Source organism: Actinophytocola sp., assembly GCF_035634895.1.
Classification (GTDB): domain Bacteria; phylum Actinomycetota; class Actinomycetes; order Mycobacteriales; family Pseudonocardiaceae; genus Actinophytocola.
In genome coordinates this window covers 1-18,062 of record NZ_DASQCC010000260.1, presented here as the reverse complement: position 1 = coordinate 18,062, position 18,062 = coordinate 1, and the positions used below count along the sequence as shown (strand labels likewise).

The following is an 18,062-nucleotide window of genomic DNA, read 5'->3' as shown; positions in this document are numbered from 1 at the left end:
CAAGCCCGGCCAGCACGGTCTAACTCAGCGAATCACGCCAGCACGCATGGCCAACGCGACCATTTGTGCCCGGTCACCGGTGCCCAACTTCCTGCCGATCCGCGAGAGATGGGACTTCACCGTCAGAGCTGACAGGTTGAGTCCCTCGCCGATCTCCTTGTTGGACTGCCCGTCCGCGACGAGCTGCAGCACCTCCACCTCGCGAGCGGAAAGCTCACGCGGCGTGTTGTCGGTGCCGGGGACCCGCGTACCCGTGGCGAGGATCGGCGCGACGCTCGGGTCGGCGTAGACGCCGCCCTCGAGCACACGACGAACCCCGTCGGTCACCACCACCGGCGAGGCCGACTTCAGCAGGTAGGCCTGAGCCCCTGCCTGGAAGGCCGAACGCACGGCGTACGGGTCGTCGGAAGAAGCCAGCACCACGATGCGGGGCCAACCATGGCCACGCAGCTCGGTGACAAGCTCGATCCCGCTGCCATCCGGCAGGCCGAGGTCGAGGATCGCGAGATCGCACGGGCCGGTGGCCAGTGCTCGCGCCCTCGCTTCGGCCACCGTGGCAGCCTCGTGGACGGTGCCGGCACCCATCTGGGTCAACCGGGCAGCTATCGCCTCCCTTAGTAACGGATGGTCATCGACCACCAGTACTGAGAACAGCTCCTCCCGCGGATGCGGGACCATGTTGGCCGGCAAAACACCGGCTGGCGTGGTTCGAGCGGCCTGACCTAAGCCGACGGCAGCCACGTCACTACCTCCCTGGAGTCGGTCGTGCCCCCCGACCTACACCGGGACCTTCGGCCAAACAGCCGCGCCGCCATTGGACCGAAAGTGGTGTCGACGTCCGCAGCCTAGCCCCCCAAGCGGGTTAGCGGGATGATCAATTCGTTATCTATCCAATCGAGACATCACACTGACGGGCAGATGTAACACGATCGGGTGACTTCTGCCCTGTGGCGTAACGTCTATAGGTCGGAACTCGATGAAACGGAGTCGCGGCAGTGGAGAACCCATCCTTCGAACGCGCTCGGGCGTTGCTGAAATCCACTCCCTTGGTCGATGGACACAACGACCTGCCATGGGCGTTGCGGTCCCTGCCAGGAGTCGACGAAACCCGTTCGGCGGCGTTCGAGGTGGACCTGACAAAGCCGCAGCCGGAGTTGCACACGGACTTCCCCCGGCTCCGGGCCGGTGGGCTCGGAATGCAGTTCTGGTCCGTCTACGTTCCGTGCCGGCTCTCGGGCGACGCGGCCGTCACGGCGGTCGTTCAGCAGGCGGAGCTGGTACACACCCTGGCCGCCCAGTATCCGTCGCAACTGCGAATCGTGGGCACCGCCGCGGAGGCCCGCGCCGCGTTCGCCGAGGGCCGGATCGCGTCCATGCTCGGCGCCGAGGGCGGGCACTCCATCAACTCCTCGCTCGGCGTGCTCCGCGCCCTCTACCGCCTGGGCGTCCGGTACATGACGCTCACGCACAACGACAACACCCCGTGGGCCGACTCCGCGACCGACGAGCCGGCGGCCGGCGGCCTCACCGACTTCGGCCGTGAGGTCGTCCGCGAGATGAACCGGATCGGCATGCTCGTGGACCTCTCCCACGTGGCCGCGACGACCATGCGGGACGCGCTCGACGTCGCCGAGGCGCCGGTGATCTTCAGCCACTCGTCGTGCCGGGCCGTGGCCGACCACCCCCGCAACGTGCCGGACGACGTGCTGCGCCGCCTGCCGGGCAACGGCGGCGTCTGCATGGTCACGTTCGTGCCGTCGTTCGTGTCGAAGGCGGCGGTCGAGTGGGATCACGCGCTGAAGGACGCCATGACCGCCGCCGGCCTCCGGCACTCGGACCTGACCGCGCGGAAGGAGTTCGCCGACACCTGGGACGGCCCGCCGCGGCCGAAGGCGGCCCTCTCGGACGTCGTGGCGCACGTGGAGCACGCGCGAGAGGTGGCCGGCGTCGACCACATCGGGATCGGCGGGGACTACGACGGGGTCGACGAACTGCCCGCCGGCCTAGAGGACGTGAGCGGCTACCCCAACCTGTTCGCGGCGCTGCTCGACCGCGGCTGGACGGAGGAGGACTGTGCGAAGCTGGCCGGCGAGAACGTCCTGCGTGCCCTCACCGACGCGGAGGACTACGCGGCCAAGCAGTGACGGCCGTTCGCCGCGCGAGCGTCGCGCGCCGATGTTCACCGCGCACGCTCGGCCGGCGCCGATGTTCGCTACGCAAGCTCCGCTGACGACGAATGTTCGCTGCGCAAGCTCGGCCGGGGACGGTGTTCGCTGCGCGAGTCTCGCCGGCGACGGTGTTCGCTGCGCAAGCTCCGCTCAGTGGTCGAACCGGCCGGCCTTCGCCGCGCACACCAGCGCGTGGAGGTCGGTCCGGATCGTCGGACCGTCGGGGTTCTTGCTGTCGCGGACGGCGCCGCGGCCGGCGGACGCCACCTCGACGCACTCAGCTCCGCTGGAGCTGAAGCTCGACTTGCGCCACCTGAATGCGGGACCGTGGTTCATGGTGCGCCTCCCATCGCCTGTGGGTGCTGGTTCACCAGACAGGCTAACTTGCAACTTGCATCCTGCGAGTTGCCGAGAGGTCCATTTCAGTACGGCTGCCGCTGGCTGAACAACGTCACGCCCACGGGCGGCAGGCCGACGACGCTGGCCATGACGTCGAAGAAGGCCTCGCCGTGCGGCGCCAGGTTCGCGTCCACCGGCGTCCACGACGCCCGGAGCTCGAGGTCGTCGGTTCTGGCCGGGCCCGCGATGTCGCCGAAGCGGGCCGAGGACGTGTCGGTCACCGTGCCGCCCAGCGAGCGGTACTCGGCGCCGGTGGCCGCCAGCGCGTCCGTGAGCCACGACCAGCCGACGGCCGGCAGCAGCGGGTCGGCCGCGAGCTCGGCGTCGACCTCGGCTCTGACGTAGGCCACCACCCGCAGCACACCGTCCCAGGCCTCCGGGCCGTCCGGGTCGTGCAGCAGGATGAGCCGGCCGGTGGCGAGCTCGTCCGCCGGGCCGTTGATCTCCGCGGTGAACGCGTACGCCCACGGCGCGAGGCGTTGTGGAGCGCGTACAACGCCGAGCTGTAACTCGGGCCTGGGTCGCAGTCCCTTGAGGGCGGCGACGGCCTGAGTGAACAGCTCGGGCGCTCCCGACGTACTGGTCACGACTCGTAACTGTAGGACCACCCGAGCTGGTGAGCAGGGACGCCGCGCCGGAGTGGATACCGAGATTTGCACACCGTAAGTTGATCACCGCGACCCCACGTCCGCCTTGGTCGTGCGCGTGGGACGCTGGTGGACGTGAGTCCTGACATCGCCGCGGTTCGGACCGCGCCCTTCCTCGCGGCCGCCGCCGGCGAGAAGCCGAGCCACACCCCGGTCTGGTTCATGCGGCAGGCGGGCCGCTCGCTGCCCGAGTACCGGAAGCTCCGCGAGGGCGTGCCGATGCTCGACGCGTGCTTCGACGCGGAGCTGGTCTGCGAGATCACGCTCCAGCCCGTCCGCCGGCACGGCGTCGACGCGGCGATCCTGTTCAGCGACATCGTGGTGCCCCTGGTCGCCGCGGGCATCGGGGTGGACATCGTGCCGGGCACCGGCCCGGTGGTCGCGGAGCCGGTGCGGACGGCCGCGCAGGTGGCCGCGCTTCCTTCCGACGCGGTCGAGCGGTTGCGGCCCGTCGCCCGTGCGATCGGCCTGCTGCGCGCCGAGCTGGGCGCGACCCCGCTGATCGGCTTCGCGGGTGCGCCGTTCACGCTCGCGTCGTACCTCATCGAGGGCGGGCCGAGCCGCAACCACGAGCACACCAAGGCGCTCATGCACTCGGACAAGCAGACCTGGCACGCGCTGCTGGCCAAGCTCGCCGGCATCGCCCGCGCGTTCCTGCGGCTGCAGATCGAGGCCGGCGTGCAGGCGGTGCAGCTGTTCGACTCGTGGGCGGGCGCGCTGTCCGAGCGGGACTACCGCGAGCTGGTCCTGCCGCACTCGACGACCGTCCTCGACGGCCTCGACGTGCCCAGGATCCACTTCGGCGTCGGCACGAGCGAGCTGCTGCCCGCCATGCGGGAGGCCGGCGCGGACGTCGTCGGCGTGGACTGGCGGCTGCCGCTGGACGAGGCCGCGCGCAGGCTGTCCGGCGCGCCCGTCCTGCAGGGGAACCTGGACCCGGCGGTGCTGCTGGCCGACTGGGCGGTCGTCGAGGCCGAGGTCCGGCGCATTCACGCGGAGGGCCGGGCGGCCGGCGGCCACATCTTCAACCTCGGCCACGGCGTGCTGCCGGACACGGATCCGGCCGTGCTCAGCCGCGTGGTCGAGCTGGTGCACAGCCTCGAGCCATGACCCATGTGCTGATCGTCGGCGGCGGCGTCTCCGGACTGGTCGCCGCGTACCGCCTGCGGCGGCTGCTCGGGCCGGCCGCTCGCCTGACCGTGCTGGAGCAGTCCGACAGGCTCGGCGGCAAGCTGCGCACCCTCGACCTGGACGGCGTCCCGACGGATGTGGGCGCCGAGGCGTTCGTCCTGCGTGACCCGGCCGCGGCCGACCTGGCGGCGGAGCTGGGCCTGGCCGTGGTGCACCCCGAACGAGCGGCGGCGACGATCCACGCGGGCGGCACGACGGTCGCCCTGCCGCGGCGGACGTTCCTGGGCGTGCCGGCGGGTGCGGACGCGGTGCGCGACGTCCTGTCGGCGGAGGGCGCCGAGCGGGTGGCGGCCGAGGCGTCGCTGCCGCCGCTGCGGCTGGCGCCGGGCGAGGACGCGTCGGTGGGCGGGCTGCTGACCGAGCGGATGGGCCGCGAGGTGGTCGACCACCTGGTGGAACCGTTGCTGGCGGGCGTCTACGCGGGCCGGGCGGACCTCCTGGGGCTCCGCGCGACGATGCCGGCGCTGGTGAAGGCGCTGGACGAGACGGGCTCGTTGACGGCCGCGGCGGACAGCCTGCTGCCGGCACCCTCGGCCGGTCCCGCGAAGCCGGTCTTCGCCGCGCTACCGGGCGGGATGCGGGTGCTGGTGGCGGAGCTGGCCCGCCGGTCGGGCGCGGAGATCCGCCTCGGCACGACGGTCCGCCGGCTGGAGCGGCGCGAGGGGCACGGTCAGGACCCCGGGTCGGGACGCGGTTCGGCCGCCGACGGGCGTGCGGGCCTTCCTCGGGACGGGCAGCCTCAGGACATCGGGTCCGGTGGCCGTGCCGGCGCGGGGCGTCTTCCGGACGGCGGGCCGGGCGGGTGGCGGGTCGAGGTGGGGCCGGTGCCGCGGCCGGAGTTCCTCGATGCCGACGCGGTCGTGCTCGCCGTGCCCGCGCCCGCCGCGCGCAAGCTGCTCGACGGGATCGCCCCCGAGGCCGCCAACGCCTACGGGCGCGTCCAGGTCGGTTCCATGGCCGTCGTCTCCATGGTCCTGCCCGACGTCGCCCTCCCCGAGGCCAGCGGCGTCCTCCTCGCCGTGGGGGAGCGCCATCGTGACGGCACTCCCTTCACGGCCAAGGCCTTCACCTTCACCAGCCGCAAGTGGGGCGGCGAGCGAACCCGCCTGCGGGCGTCGGTCGGCCGGGTCGGCGAGGAGCAGGCCCTCCAGCGGGACGAGGACGCCCTGCTCGCCGATGTCCTGGCCGACCTCGCCGAGCTCTCCGGTGTCGAGGCCGAGCCGGTCGCCTGGACGGTCACCAAATGGGGTGGCGGGCTGCCGCAGTACGGCGTCGGCCACGCCGCCGTGGTCGCCGAGATCGAGCGGGCCGTCGAGCGGGTGCCGGGGCTCGCGGTCGCGGGCGCGGTGTTCCGGGGCGTCGGCATCCCCGCCTGTGTGCGGACCGCCACCGCCGCCGCGGAGCGGCTGGCCGCACGGCTGATGGCAGTATGAAGCCATGGCCCGCCTGAACTTCACCGAGCTCAACGACACGCTCCGCTACACCATGTGGTCGGTGTTCCGCGCCGAGACCGGTCGCCTTCCCGACGACCGGGGACCGGCCGCCACCGAGGCCCAGGAGTTCCTCGACGGCCTGGAAGCCAAGGGGGTCGTGGTTCGCGGGGTGTACGACGTCGCGGGGCTGCGTGCCGACGCCGATTTCCTGATCTGGTGGCACGCCGAGGAGATCGAGCAGGTCCAGGCCGCATACGCCGGGTTCCGCCGCACCGCGCTCGGCCGCGCGTCCACGCCGGTCTGGAGCCAGGTCGCGCTGCACCGCCCGGCCGAGTTCAACAAGAGCCACATCCCGGCGTTCCTGGCCGGCGAGCCGGCGCGCAAGTACGTGTCCGTGTACCCGTTCGTACGGTCCTACGAGTGGTACCTGCTGCCCGACGAGGAGCGCCGGCACATGCTCGCCGAGCACGGCAAGATGGCCCGCGACTACCCGGACGTGCGTGCCAACACCGTGGCGTCGTTCTCACTCGGCGACTACGAGTGGATCCTCGCGTTCGAGGCGGACGAGCTGCACCGGATCGTCGACCTCATGCGGCACCTGCGGGGCAGCACCGCCCGCCGGCACGTCCGCGAGGAGGTCCCGTTCTACACCGGCACGAAGATCGCCCCGGCCGAGCTGGTCGCGAACCTGCCCTAGTGAGCGGAGCCGCGCGAAGCATGGATGCTGGCACGCCGACGAACGGCGGTACCGAGCCCGCGGGGGCACGGCGTGTGGATGCTTTTCCCGGTCCCTACAAGGTGGTCCAGCTCGCCGCGACGTGTGTGGCGTTCGCCACCGCCGCCGCGCACGAGCTGCTGACCCTGCGCGGCGGCACCGCACCGGAGTCGGTCGCCGTCCACGGCGGGCACGCGGCGGAGGCGTTCCGCAGTGAGCGGCACACGCGGGTCGCCGGCGAGGAGCCGAAGCCGCTGTGGTCGCCGCTCTCGGGCGACTACCAGGCGTCCGACGGCTGGGTCCGCCTGCACGCCAACTACCCCCACCACGCGGCCGCGATCCGCCGGGTGTTCGGCGACGACCCGGCGCCCGCGGTCGCCCGGCGTACCGCCGTCGAGGTGGAGGAGCTGGTGCTGGCCGAGGGCGGTGCCGCGGCGGCGCTGCGCACCCGCGAGGACTGGCTGGCCAACGGGCCCGGCGCCACCATCCGTCAGGAACCGTTGGTGGCCATAGAGAAGATCGGCGACGCGCCACCGAGGCCCTTCAGCAAGGCCGACATCCCACTGGCCGGCGTCCGGGTCCTCGACCTGACGCACGTCATCGCCGGCCCGGTCTGCGTCCGCGTCCTCGCCGCACACGGCGCCGACGTCCTCCACGTGACCCCGCCGGGCTGGCCCGTTCTCCTGGACCTGGTGCGGGACACCGACTTCGGCAAGCGCCAGTGTGTCACCGGCCTCGGCGCCGAGCTGAGTGCCCTCGCCGCCGGCACCGATGTGTTCGTCCAGTCCTTCCGGCCAGGTTCGCTGGCACGTAAGGGATTCGGCGCCGAGGACCTGGCAGGGCGCAACCCCGGCATCATCGTCGTCAGCCTCTCCGCGTACGGGCACACCGGTCGGTGGCGCGAGCGGCGCGGCTTCGACAGCCTGGTCCAGATGTCCGCCGGCATCGCCGCGCACGGCGGCCTGGACAAGCCCCGCGCGCTCCCGGCGCAGGCGCTCGACCACGGCACCGGCTGGCTCGCCGCCCACGCGGTGATGACCACGCTGTACCGGCGTGCCATCGAGGGCGGCTCGTGGCACATCAAGCTCTCCCTCGCCAGAACGGCGGAGTCACTGCACGACATCGGCCGGGTGCCGGACGGCGAGGTGTTCGAAGTGGACCCGACGCCGTTCCTGACCGAGACCGACAGCGACTTCGGCCGGCTGACCCACATCCGCGTCCCGAACGCGTCCGTCGAACTGGCCGGCCCCCGCGCACCCGGCCGTGACCTGGCAACCTGGTGGTGAGACCCATGCTCCTCGCGCACGTCAGCGACATCCACATCGGCCAGGACTTCCGGGGCGACGGCGGCGCCCGCGCGCTGGCCCGCGCCCGCAAGGTCGTCGACTACCTCAACGCCCTGCCCGGCGACCTCGACGGCGTCCTCGTCACCGGCGACCTCGCCGACCACGGCACGCCGGTCGAGTACGAGATCGTCCGTGAGCTCCTCGGCACGCTGCGGTTCCCGGTGCTCATCTGCCCGGGCAACCACGACGAACGCACCGCCTACCGGGAAACCCTGTTGGCCGAGCCGGCCAACACCGAGGCCATCAACCAGGTCCACCAGCTGGGCGGGTTCACGATCGCCATGTGCGACTCGTCCATCCCGGGCCGCAACGAGGGCCTGCTCGACGACGACACGCTGACCTGGCTGGACAAGGTCATCTCCGACACCGAGGACCCGGTGCTGGTCTGCTTCCACCACCCGCCGGTGCGGATGGGCCAGCCGTTCCTGGACGGCATCCGCCTGCTCAACCCCGACCAGCTGGCCGAGGTGCTGGGCGACGGGGTCCTCGCCGTCCTTTGTGGACATGCGCACACCGCCGCCTCGTCGACCTTCGCCGGGCGCCCCGTGATCGTGGCGCCCGGCGTGGTGTCGACGCTTCAGCTCCCGTTCGAGGGCGACGAGGGCATCACCTACGACCTACCGCCCGCGATCGCCTTCCACCGGATCAGCTCCGACGAGACGGGCGAGCTCGGGCTGATCACTCACTTCCGCAGCTTGTAGGCCCGGATCACGGTCTGCGTCACCGTGCTGCCGTCCCGTGCGGTCGCACTCGCCCGCAGGGACACCGACTCCGCGTCCGCCGGATGCCGCAGGATCACGATCATGTGCAGCAGGGTGCTCGCCTTCCGCCAGGTCCTTCCCTCGTCGTAGGAGACCTCGACGCTCAGCGTGCGTGGCCGCTCGGCCGCGCCGGTCCCGTTGTGCTGCAACCAAACCGGCACCAGGAACCCCTTCCCGGCCGGCGCCGAGTTGCCGGCGTCCAGCCCTGGCGCGAAGCGGATCACCGACACCTGTTGCGGTACCAGGGTTTCCTCGTCCACGTGCGCCGACCGGAACGTCCATGACGCCTCGATGGCAGTGCTCACGTCGAACACGGTCCTCGGCCGCTCCGTCCGCACCACGGCCCGGTAGGTCGACTCCGCCGGCGGCACGGTGGCCACGCCGCCCGGCGACGCGCTGGAGGAGATCAGCTCGTCGCCGCGGTACAGCTCGAACCTCGCCGACGACAGCACCGACTGTCCGATGTTGCCGGCCCCGTCGCCGTACAGCGACGGCTGCACGAACAACTCGTTGCCCAGGCGGAACACCGAACCACCCGCGAAACCGTCGTTCGTCATCGTCGGGCCGAACATGCCGTGGTTGAGCCGCCGCGTGTACGTCCGGCCCGCCAGGAAGCTCTCGAACGGAGAGGTGAACTGCGCCTCGGTGTCCTTCCCGTTCCGCTGGCCCAGCAACGACTGCCACTTAACGCCGTCGGTCGTCAGGTGCTCGACCCGCGCGCCCGGCAGCGGTATCTCCTGGGCGACGCCGAACACGAAGCCGTCGCCCTCGGTGGGGAAGGGGAAGGTCACCTTGTCGCCGGTGCGGTCCGGGGCCGGCGTGCCGAGCCGGGTGTCGACGGTCGCCAGCTCCCGGGGGTGCACCGCCTTCGTGAACCCGGCCGGCATCGCGCCGTGCGGGAACCAGGCCAGGCCGTAGAACGACCCGTCCGCGCCCGACCACTGGGTGTTGATCTTGGCGGTGAACGCGGTGCCCGGCACCGGGTCGCCGACCGGGGCGGTGGAAACGATGTCGAGCACGTCGGTCAGGAACGCGGACGACATGCCGCCCGCCTCGGTGACCATCGAGTAGCCGATGTCGCCGATCGCCAGCTCCGCCTCGGCGGGCGGGGTGACCTCGACCGGCTTCGCGGTCCGCGCGTCGACCGTGACCGTGGTGTCCTTGTCCAGCAACAGGTCCGGCTCGACCATCAGCGCGTACCTCAGGTCCCCGCCCGTGCCGGTGCGGACCGTGTCGTCCAGCAGGTAGCGGCCCTTGGGCAGCCGCACGGTGACGCTGCCGTCCTCGTCGTACGGGAACGCCAGCGCGCTGCCGGTCAGGCCGACGACGAGCAGGTTGTAGCCGGCGGTGGGCGCGCCCGTCGAGTCGAGCGTGTCGACGGTCAGGTCGTAGCTCTCGGCCTCGCGGTCGACCGCGACCGGCGTGCGGACCACGGTGTCACCGGCCGTCGCGACGACCGCGGTCGAGAAGTACCCGTCCGCGTCGCCGGCACCCGGGTCGGTGGTCACGGACACCTCGGCCGTGCCACCCGCGGGAACCGTGATCTCGTTGGCACTCAACGAGAACATGCCCGCCGGCGCGGTGTCCGCCAACGACAGCACGAGCGTGCGGTCGGCGTCGCCGTCGTTGTGGTAGGTCACCGGCCTGGTCACGGGCACGTCGTCGTCGTGCGGCCAGGCGACCGTGCCGACGCTGACGCTCGCCGGCTCGCTCACCACGTCCTGCGTGATCGCCCGCGCCACGTCGATCCGGCCGGCGCCCTGCTGGAACGCGGTCAGGCCGGCACGCGGCTTCGCTGAGCCGGAAAGCAGCTCCTTCAGCTGCTGTCCCGTGTAGTCCGGGTGCTGCTGGGCGAGCAGCGCGGCCGCGCCCGAGACGTGCGGGGTGGCCATGGACGTGCCGGACAGCGACGTGTAGCCGGGCTCGACCGGCTCGCCGATCGTGCCGTCGGAGTGCAGTGCGGCCACGATGTTCACGCCGGGCGCGGTGACGTCCGGCTTGATCGCGCCGTCGCCGACGCGCGGGCCGCGGCTGGAGAAGTCGGCCAGGTTGTCCTCGTCGTCCACGGCGCCGACGGTGAGGGCGGCGTCCGCGCTGCCCGGCGAGCCGATCGTGCCGTCGCGGTAGGAGTTGCCCGCGGCGATCACGAACAGCGTGCCGGACTCCGCCGACAGCTTGTCGACGGCCTCCTCGAGCGGGTCCAGTTTCGGTGTGTCCGTGCCGCCGAGGCTCAGGTTCGCGATGTCCGCGCCCTGCTGGACCGCCCACTCCATGCCGGCGATGATCCACGAGTCCTGGCCGGAGCCGTTGTCGTCGAGCACCTTCGCGTCCAGGATGGACGCGCCGTCGGCGACGCCGCGGTACTTGCCGCCGGACTTCGCGCCGGTGCCGGCGACGATCGAGGCGACGTGCGTGCCGTGGCCGAAGTGGTCCTCGTTGTCGGGCGTGCCGGCGAAGTTGGCCTCGGCGACCTGCCGGCCGGCCAGGTCCGGGTGGGTCTGGTCGACGCCGGTGTCGATCACCGCCACCGTGACGCCCGCGCCGGTGTAGCCCGCCGCCCACGCGGCCGGCGCGCCGATCTGCGGGACGCTGTGGTCGAGAACCGCCTCGCGCCTGCCGTCGAGCCAGATCCTGCTGACGCCCCGGGTCGTCGTGAGCGTGCGCCAGGTGTCGCCCTTCGCGGCGTCGAACGCGAAGCCGTCGATGCTGGGCAGGGCCCTGCCCAGCGGCGCGAAGCGGGTCGCGCTCGGGCCGGTGACGATGAGCGGGACCGTGTCGCGGCGGTCGTAGCCGAACTCGGTCAACGTGGTGACGTCGAAGATCCGCCGGTCGACCTGTCCTGACGCGATGGACCGCAGCGCGTCGGCGGGGACGACGTACAGGTGGCCGGCCACCTCGTGGACGGAGAACCGCATGCCGGCGCGGCCGGGACCCGGACGCACCTCGCGGGCGTCCGAACCGGTGAGGACGACCTGGTCTCCGGTGACCAGAGTGATGGTTCTGCCATGAGCTTGCGGTGGGAACCGCGGGTCGGCGTGCACGGCGGGCGCGGTGGCGAACACCAGGCCCAGTACGACGGCGCTGGTGCCGAGTCGGTCAAGGCCGAACTTACGCACCTGACACCTCCAGAGGTGTGCGGTAGGGCGCCCCCGATCGACTACCCGCAGCGCCCAGGCGTGTACGGACAGTCTTGCATCAACCGAACGGGCGACGATAGGCCGTTCAGCCCACACCCCGCACCTGCCCGTTGACTTCTGGTATTGGGTGGGCAACTCTATGACTTAATCGATGCAAAAAGCGAGCAAACGCCTGCAATTTTCGATCACCATCCCGTTCAGTGACATCGTCTCAACGGAGAGGCCCCATGAAGCGCTTACTGTCGTGGGTCACGGCCACGGCACTCGTAGTCGGGCTTGCCGTCGCGACCGGACCCACCGCCTCGGCGGACAAGGCCGACCTCGCGCACGGCAAGCCGGTCACCACCTCGTCAAACGCGGTCACCGCCACCCGGATCACCGACGGTGACCAGGCCACCTACTGGGAGAGCACCCGATCGGGTGACCAGTGGGCGCAGGTCGACCTCGGCACGGTCACCCGGCTCGACCGGGCCGTGCTCACGCTGCCCGCCGCCCGCACCACGCAGCTGAGCGTCCAGACCAGCGTCGACGGTGGCGCCTTCAGCACAGCGCGGACGGTGATCCCCCGCAGCGCCGAGGCCACCGTCGCCCTCGGCGAGGTCCAGGCGCGGTACGTCCGGGTCGCGTTCACCGGCGCGGGCAGGCTGTCCGACCTGGCGGTCTACGCGGCGCCGGTGTCGAACCGCGACCTCGTCACCGCGGTCGCGTCCGCCTCCGCCAGCAGCACCAACGCGCCGTACAACGCGTCGAACGCCATCGACGGCAACCAGGCCACCTACTGGGAGAGCACGAACAACGTGTTCCCGCAGTGGATCCAGGCCGACCTCGGCGCGTCGCTCGCGACCAACCGGCTCGTGCTGAAGCTGCCCACCGGCTGGGAGGCCCGCACGCAGACGATCACGGTCCAGCAGAGCGCGGGCGGCAGCTCGTTCACCGACCTCGTCGCGTCCGCCGGCTACCGGTTCGACCCGGCGTCGGGCAACACCGTCACGATCAACTTCAACTCGGTGACCACCCGGTACGTGCGGCTGAACATCACCGCGAACACCGGCTGGCCCGCCGCGCAGCTGTCCGAGCTCGAGGCCTACGGACCGTCCACAGGGGACACCCAGGCGCCGACCGCGCCGGGCAGCCTCGCCTACACCCAGCCCGCGTCCGGCCAGATCGCCCTGTCCTGGCAGGCCTCGACCGACAACGTCGGCGTCACGGGCTACGACGTCTACGCCAACGGCGTGCTGCGCGCGAGCGTCGGCGCGGACGTGCGCGGCTTCACCGACAACCAGCCCGCCGGCGCGACCGTCTCGTACTACGTGCGGGCCCGGGACGCGGCCGGCAACCAGTCGCCCAACAGCAACACGGTGACCCGCAACGGCACCAGCGCCGGTGTCAACCTCGCGGTGGGCAAGCCGATCACCGCGTCCGGCAGCGTGTTCGACTTCGTCGCCACGAACGCCAACGACGACAACGTGACGACGTACTGGGAGGGCAACGCCAACCCCGCCACCCTCACCGTGAGCCTCGGCGCGAACGCGGCCATCACGTCGGTCGTGGTGAAGCTGAACCCCGACCCGGTCTGGGGTCCGCGCACGCAGACGTTCCAGGTGCTCGGCCGCGACCAGGCCTCGACGACGTTCAGCTCGATCGTGGGGTCGCAGCAGTACAACTTCAACCCGTCCACCCAGAACCTGGTCACCATCCCGGTGACCGCGACCGCGGCGGACGTGCGGCTCAGCTTCACCGCGAACACGGGCGCGCCGGCCGGTCAGGTCGCCGAGCTCCAGGTGATCGGCGAGCCCGCCGCGAACCCGGACCTGCAGGTGTCGAACCTGAGCTGGACCCCGGCCTCGCCGTCGGAGAGCGACGCGGTGACGCTGTCGGCCACCGTCCGCAACGCGGGCGACCGCCAGTCCGGTGCCACCAACGTGAGGTTCTACCTCGGGGACACGGCCGTCGGCACGGCCGCGGTCGGGGCGCTCGCCGCGGGCGCGACCACCACGGTCACGGCGAACATCGGCGCGCGAAACGCGGGCAGCTACACGCCGAAGGCGGTCGTCGACGAGGACAACACGGTGATCGAGAAGGTGGAGACCAACAACAGTCTCACCAGCGGCTCGCCGCTCGTGGTCACCGCGGTGCCGACGTCCGACCTGGTCGCCTCGGTCAGCTGGTCGCCGTCGACTCCGCAGGCCGGCGCGGCGGTGAGCTTCTCGGTGGCGATCCGCAACCAGGGCACGATCGCCTCGGCGAGCGGCGCGCACGGCGTCACCCTGACGCTCAGGAACGCCACGACCGGCGCCACGGTCGCCACGTTGACCGGCTCGGCGAGTGGTGTGATCCAGCCGGGAGCGTCGGCCAACCCCGTCGGGCTCGGCTCGTGGACGGCCGCCAACGGCCGGTACACGGTCACCACCGTGCTCGCGAACGACGGCAACGAGCTGCCGGCCAAGCAGGCCAACAACACCTCGACACAGAACCTGTTCGTCGGCCGCGGCGCGAACATGCCGTACGACTACTACGAGGCCGAGGACGGCGTCACCGGCGGCGGCGCGTCCGTGATCGGTCCGAACAGGACGGTCGGCGACCTCGCCGGCGAGGCGTCCGGCCGGCGTGCCGTCACGCTGAACACCAACGGCGCGTACGTCGAGTGGACAACCAAGGCGCCGACCAACACGCTCGTCACCCGGTTCTCCATCCCGGACTCGGCGGGCGGTGGCGGGACCGACTCGACGCTGAACATCTACGTCGACGGCGTGTTCCACAAGGCGATCAACCTGACGTCGAAGTACGCGTGGTTGTACGGCGCGGAGGCGGGGCCCGGCAACTCGCCGGGTGCCGGTGGGCCGCGGCACATCTACGACGAGGCCAACGTCATGCTGAACTCGTCGGTCCCGGCGGGCCACCGGATCAGGCTGCAGAAGGACGCCGCCAACTCGGGCACGTTCGCGGTCGACTTCGTGAACCTCGAGCAGGTGTCGCCGATCGCGAACCCGGACCCCGCGCGGTACGCGGTGCCGGCCGGGTTCACGCAGCAGGACGTGCAGAACGCGCTCGACCAGGCGCGGCAGAACGCCAACCTGGTGGGTGTCTACCTGCCGCCTGGCGACTACCAGACGTCCAGCAAGTTCCAGGTGTACCTCAAGGCGGTCCGCGTCGTCGGTGCCGGACCGTGGTACACGAGGTTCTTCGCCCCGTCCGGGCAGGAGAACTCCGACATCGGGTTCCGCGCGGAGTCCTCGGCCAACGGGTCGGTGTTCTCCGGGTTCGCCTACTTCGGCAACTACACGTCGCGGATCGACGGGCCGGGCAAGGTGTTCGACTTCAACGGGATCTCGAACACGACCATCGAGAACGTCTGGGTCGAGCACATGGTGTGCCTCTACTGGGGCGCGAACACCGACAACATGACGATCCGCAACAACCGGATCCGGGACACCTTCGCCGACGGCGTCAACATGACCAACGGCAGCTCGGGGAACCTGGTGTCCAACAACGAGTCCCGCGCGACGGGCGACGACAGCTTCGCGTTGTTCAACGCGCAGGACGGCGGTGGCGGCGAGGTCGCGAACAACACGTTCGAGAACCTGTCGTCGCTGCTGACGTGGCGGGCCGCGGGCATCGCGGTGTACGGCGGCTGCAACAACGTGTTCCGCAACCTGTACGTGGCGGACACGCTGGTGTACTCCGGCATCACGATCAGCTCGCTGGACTTCGGCATTCCGATGAACGGGTTCTGCTCATCGCCGCCGACCCGTTTCGAGAATGCCTCGGTCGTTCGGTCGGGTGGCCATTTCTGGGGCGCCCAGACCTTCCCGGGAATCTGGGTCTACTCGGCGACGAAGATATTCCAGGGCATTCGGGTATCCGATGTGGACATCGTGGACCCGACGTACAGCGGCGTCATGTTCCAGACCGACTACGTGGGTGGGCAGCCACTGTTCCCGGTGGCCGACACGGTGTTCACCAACGTGTCGATCTCGGGGGCGAGGCGCAGCGGTGACGCCTACGACGCGAAGTCGGGATTCGGCATCTGGGCCAACGAACTGCCCGAACCGGGTGAGGGGCCGGCCCGTGGCTCGGTCACGTTCACGAACCTGACGCTGAGCAACAACGCCGTGGACATCAGGAACACGACGACCACGTTCACGATCAACAGGAACTGACCGGGCAGTGCGGGGGTGGCCGGGACGAGGGTGCCCGGCCACCCCTTTCGCTGTGATCTGAGCCACATCAATGAACTCCGGTTGCCGGCCGGCGTCTCTCCAGGTGACAAATAGCGGCGCTTCGGGGAGCGTCAGGAATTCTGGGGAGAATTTAAATGAAAGCGTTTGTGCCCCTGCTCGCCCTTTTCGCGATCGCCGCGGCATTCGTCGCGCCGGCCACCGCGTCGGCAGACGACGACATGTCGGTCGTGTACGCCGACCTCAACGGCGACCACCGGATCGACCGGGTGACCCTGGCACAGGCCCAGGACAACCCGAACGACCAGATCCTCGTCGGCACCGTGGGTCCGACCAGCTACTACAAGCGCATTCCGACCGGTGGGGAGCCGGTGTCGCCGCTGCGTGTCGTGGACCTCGACCAAGACGGACGGCAGGAGGTGCTCGTGACGGAGCTGAACGGCATCAGCACCTCGTGGTTCGGCGTGTGGCACCTGAACAACGGTTACGACTGGCAGCCGGTGCTGGCGGCCTCCGGCGGGGGTTTCGAGCTGTACGAGGGTGGCGGCATCCGTGAGATCAGCCGCTACGGCTGCAAGCAGGTCAACGGTCATCGCGAGGTGGTCCTGCTGTCCGCGCAGCTGCAGGATCCCTGGGAGGACGAGATCTACGCCGGCAGGCTGCAGAGCTTCACGGTCCGCAACGGCGTGGCGACCCCGACGTCGACCACGTTCGTGGCCGGCCACAGCGCCACCCTGACGGCGATGGCGATCCCGAGCTACTGCGTGTGATGTCAACGGAATGTCCCGCCGGAACCACGGTTCCGGCGGGACATTCCGTCTGTGCGCGACTCGGTGATGCCGACCACGGTGCCGGTGGGGATCGTGAATTCGATTGCCCGACCGTCGTCGCTCCGCAAGGCTGACCACCCTCGACGGTTCCGTGAGGGAGACCCATGCCTGAGGAGCACACCTACCGCGTGACGGTTCGCGGCCGGTTCACCGACCTCGATGACGCCGGCCGCGCCCGACTGCTCGCCGCCGCGGACGAGCACGACATGCTCACCGCGGGCCGCTTCTCACCGGACGGCGCGCTGAGCTACGACCGCGGGTTGGACTTCTTCAGCTTCAGGGTCGAGCTACGTGCCGAGGTCGCCGCGACCGACCGCGCGGTGTGCGACCGCGCACTGGCCCTCGCCGCCACTGCGGTCGAGGCGTACGGCGTCGACTTCCGCGACCTGCGTGCCTCGGCCACCGACATGAACCTCATGAAGATCCGCCGCCGATAGCCACCACCGACCGGCTCCGCCCACTGCCCACGACGATCACCGGCGGTGCCGGATGCGGGCGCGTGAGACGGGGGTGTCGAAGCGGACGTTGCTCATCGGGTGCCGACTGCTGAAGACGTACACCCTGTTGCCAGCGTGTTGCCGGAGGCGAGCAGCCTGAAGGTCGTAGACCGGATGGAAGGGAACGCCAGCATGACCGACTGGGCCTCGCTGACCTACGTCGTGGTTGATGTCGAGGGCAACGGTCAGCAGCCGCCCAACCTGGTCGAGCTGGCCGCGGTGCCCATCGTCGGCGGCGCCATCGGCGAGCCGGAGAGCTGGCTGGTCAAGCCCGACCTGCCGATCACCTCCTTCGCTCGAAAGATCCACGGCATCAGCAACGAGCAGGTGGCCGACGCGCCGGTCTTCGCGTACGTCGAAGCCGACGTGCTGAAGGCACTGGACGCCTCCGCGCTGATCGCCCACAACGCGCACGTCGATGTCGGCGTGCTTCAGCGCAAGCTCGGCGACTGGGAGTGCCCCGAGGTGTTCGACACGCTCAAGCTCGCCCGGCGCCTGCTGCCCGGTCGCACGACCTACAAGCTTGGCGCGCTCGTCGAGGAGTTCGACCTCGCCCATGGGCTAGTGTCCCGCGCCGGAAATGCGGTGATTAAGAGGCTCCGGCAGTAGATGGGGTTACTTGAGGCGGCGGGTGGTGGGGTGGGTGTCCCATCGGTGGGTGTGGCGGGCTGCTTGGATGAGGCAGCGGACGGTGACGAACGCGGCGGCGAGGTGGAGGTAGAAGTCGATGATCGTGGCGTCGCGGTCGGTGCAGCGCCGG

Annotated in this window: 14 protein-coding genes and 1 pseudogene; 10 read left to right on the top strand and 5 right to left on the bottom strand. The window is 70.7% G+C overall.

Features of this window, described 5'->3' with window-relative positions; all coding sequences use genetic code 11:
* Positions 1 to 24: 24 nt before the first annotated feature.
* A complete protein-coding gene (locus VET29_RS40185) occupies positions 25 to 741 on the bottom strand; it encodes a response regulator (protein WP_133902500.1) in 717 nt (238 codons plus the stop codon).
* A gap of 254 nt (positions 742 to 995) precedes the next feature.
* Here VET29_RS40185 and VET29_RS40180 point away from each other — a divergent pair, with 254 nt between their 5' ends.
* The gene (locus VET29_RS40180) at positions 996 to 2,144 is read left to right on the top strand and encodes a dipeptidase (RefSeq protein WP_324931401.1); all 1,149 of its coding nucleotides are present in this window, start codon (positions 996 to 998) and stop codon (positions 2,142 to 2,144) included.
* A gap of 174 nt (positions 2,145 to 2,318) precedes the next feature.
* Here VET29_RS40180 and VET29_RS40175 read toward each other — a convergent pair whose 3' ends face one another.
* Together VET29_RS40175 and VET29_RS40170 are read right to left on the bottom strand one after the other, a co-directional pair.
* The gene (locus tag VET29_RS40175) at positions 2,319 to 2,504 is read right to left on the bottom strand and encodes a DUF397 domain-containing protein (protein WP_324931398.1); all 186 of its coding nucleotides are present in this window, start codon (positions 2,502 to 2,504) and stop codon (positions 2,319 to 2,321) included.
* Between the two features lie 86 nt (positions 2,505 to 2,590).
* The gene (locus VET29_RS40170; protein ID WP_324931395.1) at positions 2,591 to 3,154 is read right to left on the bottom strand and encodes a DUF3000 domain-containing protein; all 564 of its coding nucleotides are present in this window, start codon (positions 3,152 to 3,154) and stop codon (positions 2,591 to 2,593) included.
* 135 nt (positions 3,155 to 3,289) lie between these two features.
* Between VET29_RS40170 and hemE the strand changes: the two genes are divergently transcribed.
* Genes hemE through VET29_RS40145 form a run of 5 tightly spaced genes read left to right on the top strand, consistent with a single transcriptional unit; the run spans position 3,290 to position 8,600 of the window.
* Positions 3,290 to 4,324 (top strand): uroporphyrinogen decarboxylase, encoded by a 1,035-nt coding sequence (gene hemE / locus VET29_RS40165; RefSeq protein WP_324931393.1) that lies wholly within the window; start codon positions 3,290 to 3,292, stop codon positions 4,322 to 4,324.
* Positions 4,321 to 5,838, top strand: coding sequence for a protoporphyrinogen oxidase (hemG, locus tag VET29_RS40160; protein WP_324931390.1), 1,518 nt, complete (start codon positions 4,321 to 4,323; stop codon positions 5,836 to 5,838). The genes hemE and hemG overlap by 4 nt, the downstream gene beginning before the upstream one ends.
* A gap of 4 nt (positions 5,839 to 5,842) precedes the next feature.
* On the top strand, positions 5,843 to 6,535 hold the full coding sequence (gene hemQ, locus VET29_RS40155; RefSeq protein WP_324931387.1) for a hydrogen peroxide-dependent heme synthase: 693 nt from the start codon (positions 5,843 to 5,845) through the stop codon (positions 6,533 to 6,535).
* A gap of 20 nt (positions 6,536 to 6,555) precedes the next feature.
* Positions 6,556 to 7,839 (top strand): CoA transferase, encoded by a 1,284-nt coding sequence (locus tag VET29_RS40150; RefSeq protein WP_324931384.1) that lies wholly within the window; start codon positions 6,556 to 6,558, stop codon positions 7,837 to 7,839.
* 5 nt (positions 7,840 to 7,844) lie between these two features.
* Positions 7,845 to 8,600: a metallophosphoesterase gene (locus tag VET29_RS40145; protein ID WP_324931381.1), complete on the top strand. Its 756-nt coding sequence runs from the start codon at positions 7,845 to 7,847 to the stop codon at positions 8,598 to 8,600.
* Here VET29_RS40145 and VET29_RS40140 read toward each other — a convergent pair.
* On the bottom strand, positions 8,582 to 11,776 hold the full coding sequence (locus tag VET29_RS40140; protein ID WP_324931378.1) for a S8 family serine peptidase: 3,195 nt from the start codon (positions 11,774 to 11,776) through the stop codon (positions 8,582 to 8,584). The two genes, VET29_RS40145 and VET29_RS40140, sit on opposite strands and share 19 nt — an antisense overlap.
* Positions 11,777 to 12,024: 248 nt before the next feature.
* Here VET29_RS40140 and VET29_RS40135 point away from each other — a divergent pair, with 248 nt between their 5' ends.
* The 4 genes from VET29_RS40135 to VET29_RS40120 all read left to right on the top strand — a co-directional run bounded on the left by VET29_RS40135 (position 12,025) and on the right by VET29_RS40120 (position 17,911).
* Positions 12,025 to 15,957: a discoidin domain-containing protein gene (locus VET29_RS40135; RefSeq protein WP_324931375.1), complete on the top strand. Its 3,933-nt coding sequence runs from the start codon at positions 12,025 to 12,027 to the stop codon at positions 15,955 to 15,957.
* Between the two features lie 155 nt (positions 15,958 to 16,112).
* Positions 16,113 to 16,745: a hypothetical protein gene (locus tag VET29_RS40130; protein WP_324931372.1), complete on the top strand. Its 633-nt coding sequence runs from the start codon at positions 16,113 to 16,115 to the stop codon at positions 16,743 to 16,745.
* Between the two features lie 164 nt (positions 16,746 to 16,909).
* A complete protein-coding gene (locus VET29_RS40125) occupies positions 16,910 to 17,242 on the top strand; it encodes a DUF6204 family protein (RefSeq protein ID WP_324931369.1) in 333 nt (110 codons plus the stop codon).
* A gap of 192 nt (positions 17,243 to 17,434) precedes the next feature.
* Positions 17,435 to 17,911, top strand: a complete 477-nt coding sequence (locus VET29_RS40120) for an exonuclease domain-containing protein (protein WP_324931366.1) — start codon at positions 17,435 to 17,437, stop codon at positions 17,909 to 17,911.
* A gap of 6 nt (positions 17,912 to 17,917) precedes the next feature.
* On the opposite strand, the pseudogene VET29_RS40115 reads toward VET29_RS40120, so the two are convergent.
* A pseudogene (locus tag VET29_RS40115) lies at positions 17,918 to 18,062 on the bottom strand (IS5/IS1182 family transposase); the annotation flags it as partial.

What these genes read in the sequence shown, in the direction of transcription:
- VET29_RS40145 (WP_324931381.1), top strand. Translation starts at nt 7,845, where the DNA reads ATGCTCCTCGCGCACGTCAGCGACATCCACATCGGCCAGGACTTCCGG.
- VET29_RS40175 (WP_324931398.1), bottom strand. Translation starts at nt 2,504, where the DNA reads ATGAACCACGGTCCCGCATTCAGGTGGCGCAAGTCGAGCTTCAGCTCC.
- hemG (WP_324931390.1), top strand. Translation starts at nt 4,321, where the DNA reads ATGACCCATGTGCTGATCGTCGGCGGCGGCGTCTCCGGACTGGTCGCC.
- hemQ (WP_324931387.1), top strand. Translation starts at nt 5,843, where the DNA reads ATGGCCCGCCTGAACTTCACCGAGCTCAACGACACGCTCCGCTACACC.
- VET29_RS40125 (WP_324931369.1), top strand. Translation starts at nt 16,910, where the DNA reads ATGCCTGAGGAGCACACCTACCGCGTGACGGTTCGCGGCCGGTTCACC.
- VET29_RS40135 (WP_324931375.1), top strand. Translation starts at nt 12,025, where the DNA reads ATGAAGCGCTTACTGTCGTGGGTCACGGCCACGGCACTCGTAGTCGGG.
- VET29_RS40130 (WP_324931372.1), top strand. Translation starts at nt 16,113, where the DNA reads ATGAAAGCGTTTGTGCCCCTGCTCGCCCTTTTCGCGATCGCCGCGGCA.
- VET29_RS40150 (WP_324931384.1), top strand. Translation starts at nt 6,556, where the DNA reads ATGGATGCTGGCACGCCGACGAACGGCGGTACCGAGCCCGCGGGGGCA.
- VET29_RS40120 (WP_324931366.1), top strand. Translation starts at nt 17,435, where the DNA reads ATGACCGACTGGGCCTCGCTGACCTACGTCGTGGTTGATGTCGAGGGC.